Origin of the sequence: Vibrio sp. Isolate22 (assembly GCF_022398115.1) — a bacterium.
Taxonomy (GTDB): Bacteria; Pseudomonadota; Gammaproteobacteria; order Enterobacterales; family Vibrionaceae; genus Vibrio.
The window spans coordinates 1-5,996 of sequence record NZ_JAKEUW010000106.1; the positions used below are offsets into that span (position 1 = coordinate 1).

Sequence of the window (5,996 nt, forward strand, 5' to 3'; positions counted from 1 at the left end):
AGCGCAATACATTAGTGGGAGGCTTAGACAGGTTGACATCAATATTGATTGAATCAACGAAAAGTGGCGATTCACTTTAACTTCCCCCCATCATCCAAATACAACCGCCGATACCTTTGAGGCGGTTGCATTACTCAACTTAGGTGTTCTTTTGATACTGTTTGGAAGAACGCTATTTATTGGGTATTACGAAGTGGGTTAGACGACAAGGTAAGCCATCGGAGTTCCTGGCACACTTTGGGGCATAAATGAGACAGGAATTACCCAAACATCACCTCTAACAGTATGAAACTTTATTACTCAGTTTCAGCTCCATTTTAGTCGTGGTGCTCATTTCAGTATGATACTTTATTTTTCTGAGGCGTTGTTCATCAATACAAAATCAATAAGTTAGATACCTGTGAGTATGCGACTTTATTACTCGTGTACAATAGTAGACACTATGGGATGAGGTGTAATATTGCATTTATCCATCGTACCGTCTCCAAAGGCATTCATCCACGGGTAAACCCGTGGTTTTCTGTATCCACAGAAGAAATAAAACAGGACCTCAACCGGCCAAGCTAATTGACGCTGGATCGGTCAAGCTAATTGACGCTCTACAATCTATTAAGTATTTTATCTCTTTTCTAATGATGCAGCTCCCCCCTATTAGGGGAGAGCTGTATCCGTTGGAGAACTAGTTTGTTCCAAAACTAACACACAGATAGGGCAAGTATTTAAAACTCCAATCCATTTATGTGGATGGATGGTAATCCATAACAAAAAGGAGAACAGTTGCTTAATTAATATATGTACTTATCAACAAAATAAAGGAAACTACAATGAATATAAACAAACTATTTATTTCACCTTTAATATTATTTATTCCTACCTTCGTTATCGCTGAGGAAGCTAAAGTTCCGAGTGGTCCCAAAGTGTGCTTATATACAGAGACCAACTACGGCGGCGATGAGAGTTGTTATGATATCGGTGCGAAAATTGACCTCCAAGGCAAGAGTAATAATGATCAATTTAGTTCTGTACGCGTACCTAAAGGCCTCTTACTTCGTTACTACAAAAATTCCAACTTTGATCATATACATAGTAATCACAGTGGTGATGAGCGAGTTACAAAAGAAGATATCTCGGATCTGGGGATTTTTGACAATGAAATCAGCTCATTTGAAGTTGAAAGATATGTTCCTGAAGAACAAGTATGTTTTTACGACCTAGATGATTATCGAGGTGAAGAGCGGTGCTATGATGAAGGTGCTGAAATTGTTTTATGGGGCGTTGGTGACTCTGGAGATATAAAAAAATCACGACTGAATGATACTTTCAACTCTGTCCGTTTGGGAAATAACCTTCAAGTTACCACCTATAACAAAAGTTATAATGAGTCAGGTGCGAAGGGCTTTTTGGAGTCAAGAAACACACCCAATAATTTACATTATCTGAATCAGATTAGTTCGTTTAAAGTAGAAAAACTCGCACCTCAAGCTTGTTTCTATACTGATTCATACTATTTTGGTTCATCTAAGTGCTATCAAGTCGGACAAGAGATAGATCTCTCGATCGTTGATAGTCATTTAAACAACAAATTTAGCTCTGTAGTTGTAAGCCAAGGGGCGCAGGTTAAATTCTACAAAGATACTGGATTTAGTGGGAGTAACTTCATTGCAAGAACAAATTATACAGGCTTAGGAAGCTATAATGACGCAATATCTTCGTTCAAAGTTGAAGGTACCTATGCGCCTATCGATCCTATTGCCGTAGGCATCCCAAATGAAGACAGTTGTCGTACGGGAATTGGAGCCAGCGGTGCATGCTCTGGTAGCAGCGGTTCTACTTCACGTGATAGATTGCAAAATGACTCTCTCAACGATTCTGGAGCAGCTCATCTATATTGGAGAAATCGCTTCGGAGAAAATAAAATACTGATAAAACCCCCTTATGACCAAGACTCTTGGGATAATTTCGGCACCGCAGTCATTCTTTCCGGAAATAATAGAGTACTTGTTGTTGGTGCTCCGGGAGAAGACAACTGCTACAGGATGACTGATAACGACATCGTTCCCGCCAACTCAGCGACTGTTGCTTTACATGGCAATTGTAATACGGGGAACAAATTCAATAACAATCAATATGAAAATTCAGGAACGGTATATGTTTATACAGGTCATGGTGATTGGGATAACGCTCAATACATTAGATCAGGTGAACAAGACGAAAACCCGGCATTAAAATTTCATCAGGTTTTAAAGGCTCCAGTGGCTACTCCTTATAGCCGATTTGGATCTGAAGTTCATATTAGCGCAGATGGAGAACGAATCGTAGTGGGAGCCCCCGGTGAAAGCAATTGCGGTGGCGGTGTTGGGGGGACAGCCAATAACCCTGAAAGCAGATTGGGCGGAAACCCGGCTTGTACTGGTACGTACGGAGAACTCAACTATGAGGCACGTAATTCCGGAGCTGCATATGTATATAAACGAAATAGTAACGGGTGGTATGAATTAGAGGCTTACATCAAAGCACCGGATCCATTTGAGGACGATATGTTTGGCTCCGCTTTAGGTTTGTCCTCTGATGGCCAGCAATTATTAGTAGGAGCACCAGGTGAAAATAGTTGCGGAGCTGGTGAAAACGGTGCGTCCAGAAATTTAAGCACAGGTATTGATGGAAGCTATAGATGCTCAGCGAGTGAAGTGGGGGTGCTAAATCATGCCGCAATTAATTCGGGAGCTGTATACCAGTATCGCCTCGTTAACGGACAGTGGACTCATTACAGAACCTTAAAATCTCCTTCTCCCGATCCAGAAGACAATTTTGGAACATCGCTTTCTTTCACAAATGACAATAACTATATCGCCATTAGTGCGCCTGGAGAAGATGGTTGTGGTGCAAGTGTAGGGGGATCAACATCGAATCCGAATACTGCGGTATCGTGTTCAATTAACTCTAGTTCTGCAACGCCTTGGACAAATAACGAACTACAAGATTCCGGAGCGGTCTATTACTTCCATGCATTAGCACAATCTGAACGATCAGATAACGGTTATCTTGTATCGTATGTGAAGGCTAGCAACCCTGATGCGGGAGATTCATTTGGCTCATCCATTTGGGTCACTGGGGCAGATTTACTTATGGTCGGTGCACCTGGTGAGGATAACTGCGGCACAGGTGTAAACGGTACTGGGGTAAATCCTGAGTTTACACTAGGCGGAAATCCTGCTTGTGGAATAGGTAGCATACTTCCAGGAGCAACAAATAATAATGCCACCGACTCTGGAGCCTTGTACCTTTATAGTACACCGCCTTCTAGTGTCGTTTTTAAGAGCTATATTAAAGCTCCGCAGGTAAGGGCAGCTGATGCATATGGAACAACGGTTATGGCTGTTAACTCATCTACTTCTGCTGGCGTTAATTCAATAATGGCAGCTGCATCACCAGGTTTTGATGGCTCCCTTCGTTATGATTTAGGTAGGGTATTTCTTCATGAATTTAGCCCTACTTCCAAAACTACTGAATACGAAGATTCATATGATGGCCTTATTGAAAGGGATATCTTCGATAGATTTTCAAGAACAGAACCCCGCGAGCTGACAGACGGCCGTTCTGAGTTTGACTATTTTGGTGGCTCGTCACTAGGAGGTGGCAGCAGTGAGGCTGTAGAAACAACATCGAGTTGCGACCTGTTTGGCTCAACAAGTGGAAGTGCTTTAGGCCGTGTTGCTGATTTTCTTACTTGTTTAGGCCGGTTAGGAGTCAATTAATTTGAATCGTCTTAGTTAGGGGTAATGAGAGAGCTTTGGCTGGTCAGGATTTGATAAGTCTCTCATTATTTATCATCGGCCTTATACTCTATAGGGCCGTTTTCATGAAAAATGGTCGTCGTTTACCCCATTATCGGAAACAATGGCCCGCCCTATAACTCGCTTGAGCCCATTAACCTAACAATGGAAGTCCTCACTGTTATCCTGGTTCTTATCGCAAGATCAACCCCGTCCTCCAGATGAAATGCAACACTTGATCACCCTATGAGAGCTGAGTGATTTATACTGCTCTCAGCATGTTTATTCATAGTTTTGATTATAGTGAGAGAGATGGCTGAACATCTAACATCCGAGGACAGGTTCTACATTGAGAAGCGTAGAGCTGAAAAGAGCTATTGTCAAATGTGGTGTATGGAGATCATGCAGTGGCCTGTTGATGAGTCTCCATTTCTTTCACCCCATCGATGAAGCGAACATCTTTCACGACATCACCCAGGAGTTTAAAACCTCGTAGACGACGCCATTTTGTCTCAGCACTAAGCGTAAATTATTCAAAACCGTTAACCAATGGCTTTCGGACTGCGGCGTGATGATGACGCAGGGAACCTTGGTCGATGCCACCATAATCGAAGCACCGAGCTCCACTAAGAATAAAAACAATGAGCGTGACCCAGATATGCACCAGACCAAGAAAGGCAACGAATGGTACTTCGGCATTAAAGCCCATATTGGCGTGGATGCCAACAGCGGTCTCACCCATACGCTAGTCACCACTGCCGCCAACGAACATGACCTGAACCAATTGAATAATTTACTGCACGTTGAAGAGGAATTCGTTTCCGGCGATGCCGGTTATCAAGGCGCACAGAAACGGGAAGAACTGAAAGATACGAATGTGGAATGGCTGATTGCCGAGCGCCCCAGCAAAGTTCGCGCATTGAAAAAGCATCCCCGTAAGAACAAAACTGCCATCAGGATTGAATACCTGAAAGCCAGTATCCGTGCAAAAGTGGAACACCCGTTTCGCATTATCAAATGTCAGTTCGGGTTCATCAAAACGCGTTATAAGGGATTGATGAAAAATGACTCACAGTTAGCCATGTTATTCACGTTGGCAAACCTGTTTAAAGTAGACCAGATGTTGCGACGACAGCCAAGATCTGTCTGAAGTCCGGGAATAGCCCGGAATAGGGCCAAAACCCGGTCTAAAACGCCCATTAATTGGCCTAAATTCGAAATTTAGCGTTTAAAATTTAAGCTGGTAAAGTAAAGGCTCGATCAAGACCTAAATTGCAGGACTTATTCGCATCTTCCCTAGTGTTATCGGCAAATTGTTAGAATTTATAGGTGAGTCCAAAAGACAGCTCCCGTATGCTTAAATCAAGATATGTATAATCTTTTTTTTCTATTTTATACTCGGAAAATTCCAAGTCTGAGTATAAGCTACCTACTAAATTTGATCTCCAACCGACAGACCAATATATGTCTTCATCATAAATATGTTTTGTTTGATTGATGTCCATATCCCACTTATGGTAACCAAGCTTTGCATAAACAGTATTGTCCTCAAAGAACCAAATATTACCTAAAGGTAGTTGTGGGGAAACTGCTGCACCAATGCTTTTAATATCAAAATGATTCTGATTAGGAATAGAGATACTACCAAGAGATGCTAGCTCTCCATAAATAGCGAAGTATTTTGAAAATTCATATCCTATTGATCCTGAATAGGATATTTTATCTTTTTCCTTAATATGTTTATTATTTGAATCTACATATTGCTCCCCAATGGATGCACCGACTAGAAATGAAGCTTGACTAAAGCCAGGGAAAAATAATAGTAAAGGTGTTAAGTATTTAAATTTATTCATAATAATTTCCAGAAGTGGACCCCGATGGTTGGACACATAAGCTAATTTCTTAAGTGATTGACCCAGCTCATGCTGCGTATCTTTGCCTACCGAAGTAGGCCTCATCAGGAGTGAGGTTATTGAGGCTGTGTTGCGTAATTAAATTTAGATATAGAGCCAACCCGTTTCGCGTATTTCTTAGTCAATACGACAAGTTTTAGGCATACCTAACCTAGTAAGCTTGTTCAACGCTTTTATCATCGCGTAAGTTTCACCCACCTGGGCATTGTAATTTCTTAAGCTCAGTTTCCCTCCTAGCAACTGTTTAACTCGATACATCGCTGTTTCTGAGAGTGAACGCTTGTGGTATCCATACCGCTCTTTCCAATAC

Annotated in this window: 2 protein-coding genes and 2 pseudogenes; 2 read left to right on the plus strand and 2 right to left on the minus strand. The window is 41.8% G+C overall.

The features are described 5' to 3' along the window. Nucleotides 1-824: 824 nt before the first annotated feature. Both L1D55_RS26475 and L1D55_RS26480 read left to right on the plus strand, forming a co-directional pair. Nucleotides 825-3,755, plus strand: coding sequence for a beta/gamma crystallin domain-containing protein (locus tag L1D55_RS26475; RefSeq protein ID WP_239919443.1), 2,931 nt, complete (start codon nt 825-827; stop codon nt 3,753-3,755). A 544-nt stretch (nt 3,756-4,299) separates the two neighbouring features. Next, nucleotides 4,300-4,923 (plus strand): annotated as a pseudogene (locus tag L1D55_RS26480) (IS5 family transposase); the annotation flags it as partial. A 166-nt stretch (nt 4,924-5,089) separates the two neighbouring features. Here the strand turns inward: L1D55_RS26480 and L1D55_RS26485 are convergent. Both L1D55_RS26485 and L1D55_RS26490 read right to left on the minus strand, forming a co-directional pair. Next, nucleotides 5,090-5,626 carry an outer membrane beta-barrel protein gene (locus L1D55_RS26485; RefSeq protein ID WP_239919444.1) on the minus strand — a complete coding sequence of 179 codons (537 nt, stop codon included), beginning with the start codon at nt 5,624-5,626 and terminating at the stop codon, nt 5,090-5,092. 177 nt (nt 5,627-5,803) lie between these two features. Then, nucleotides 5,804-5,996, minus strand: a pseudogene (locus tag L1D55_RS26490) (IS5/IS1182 family transposase); the annotation flags it as partial.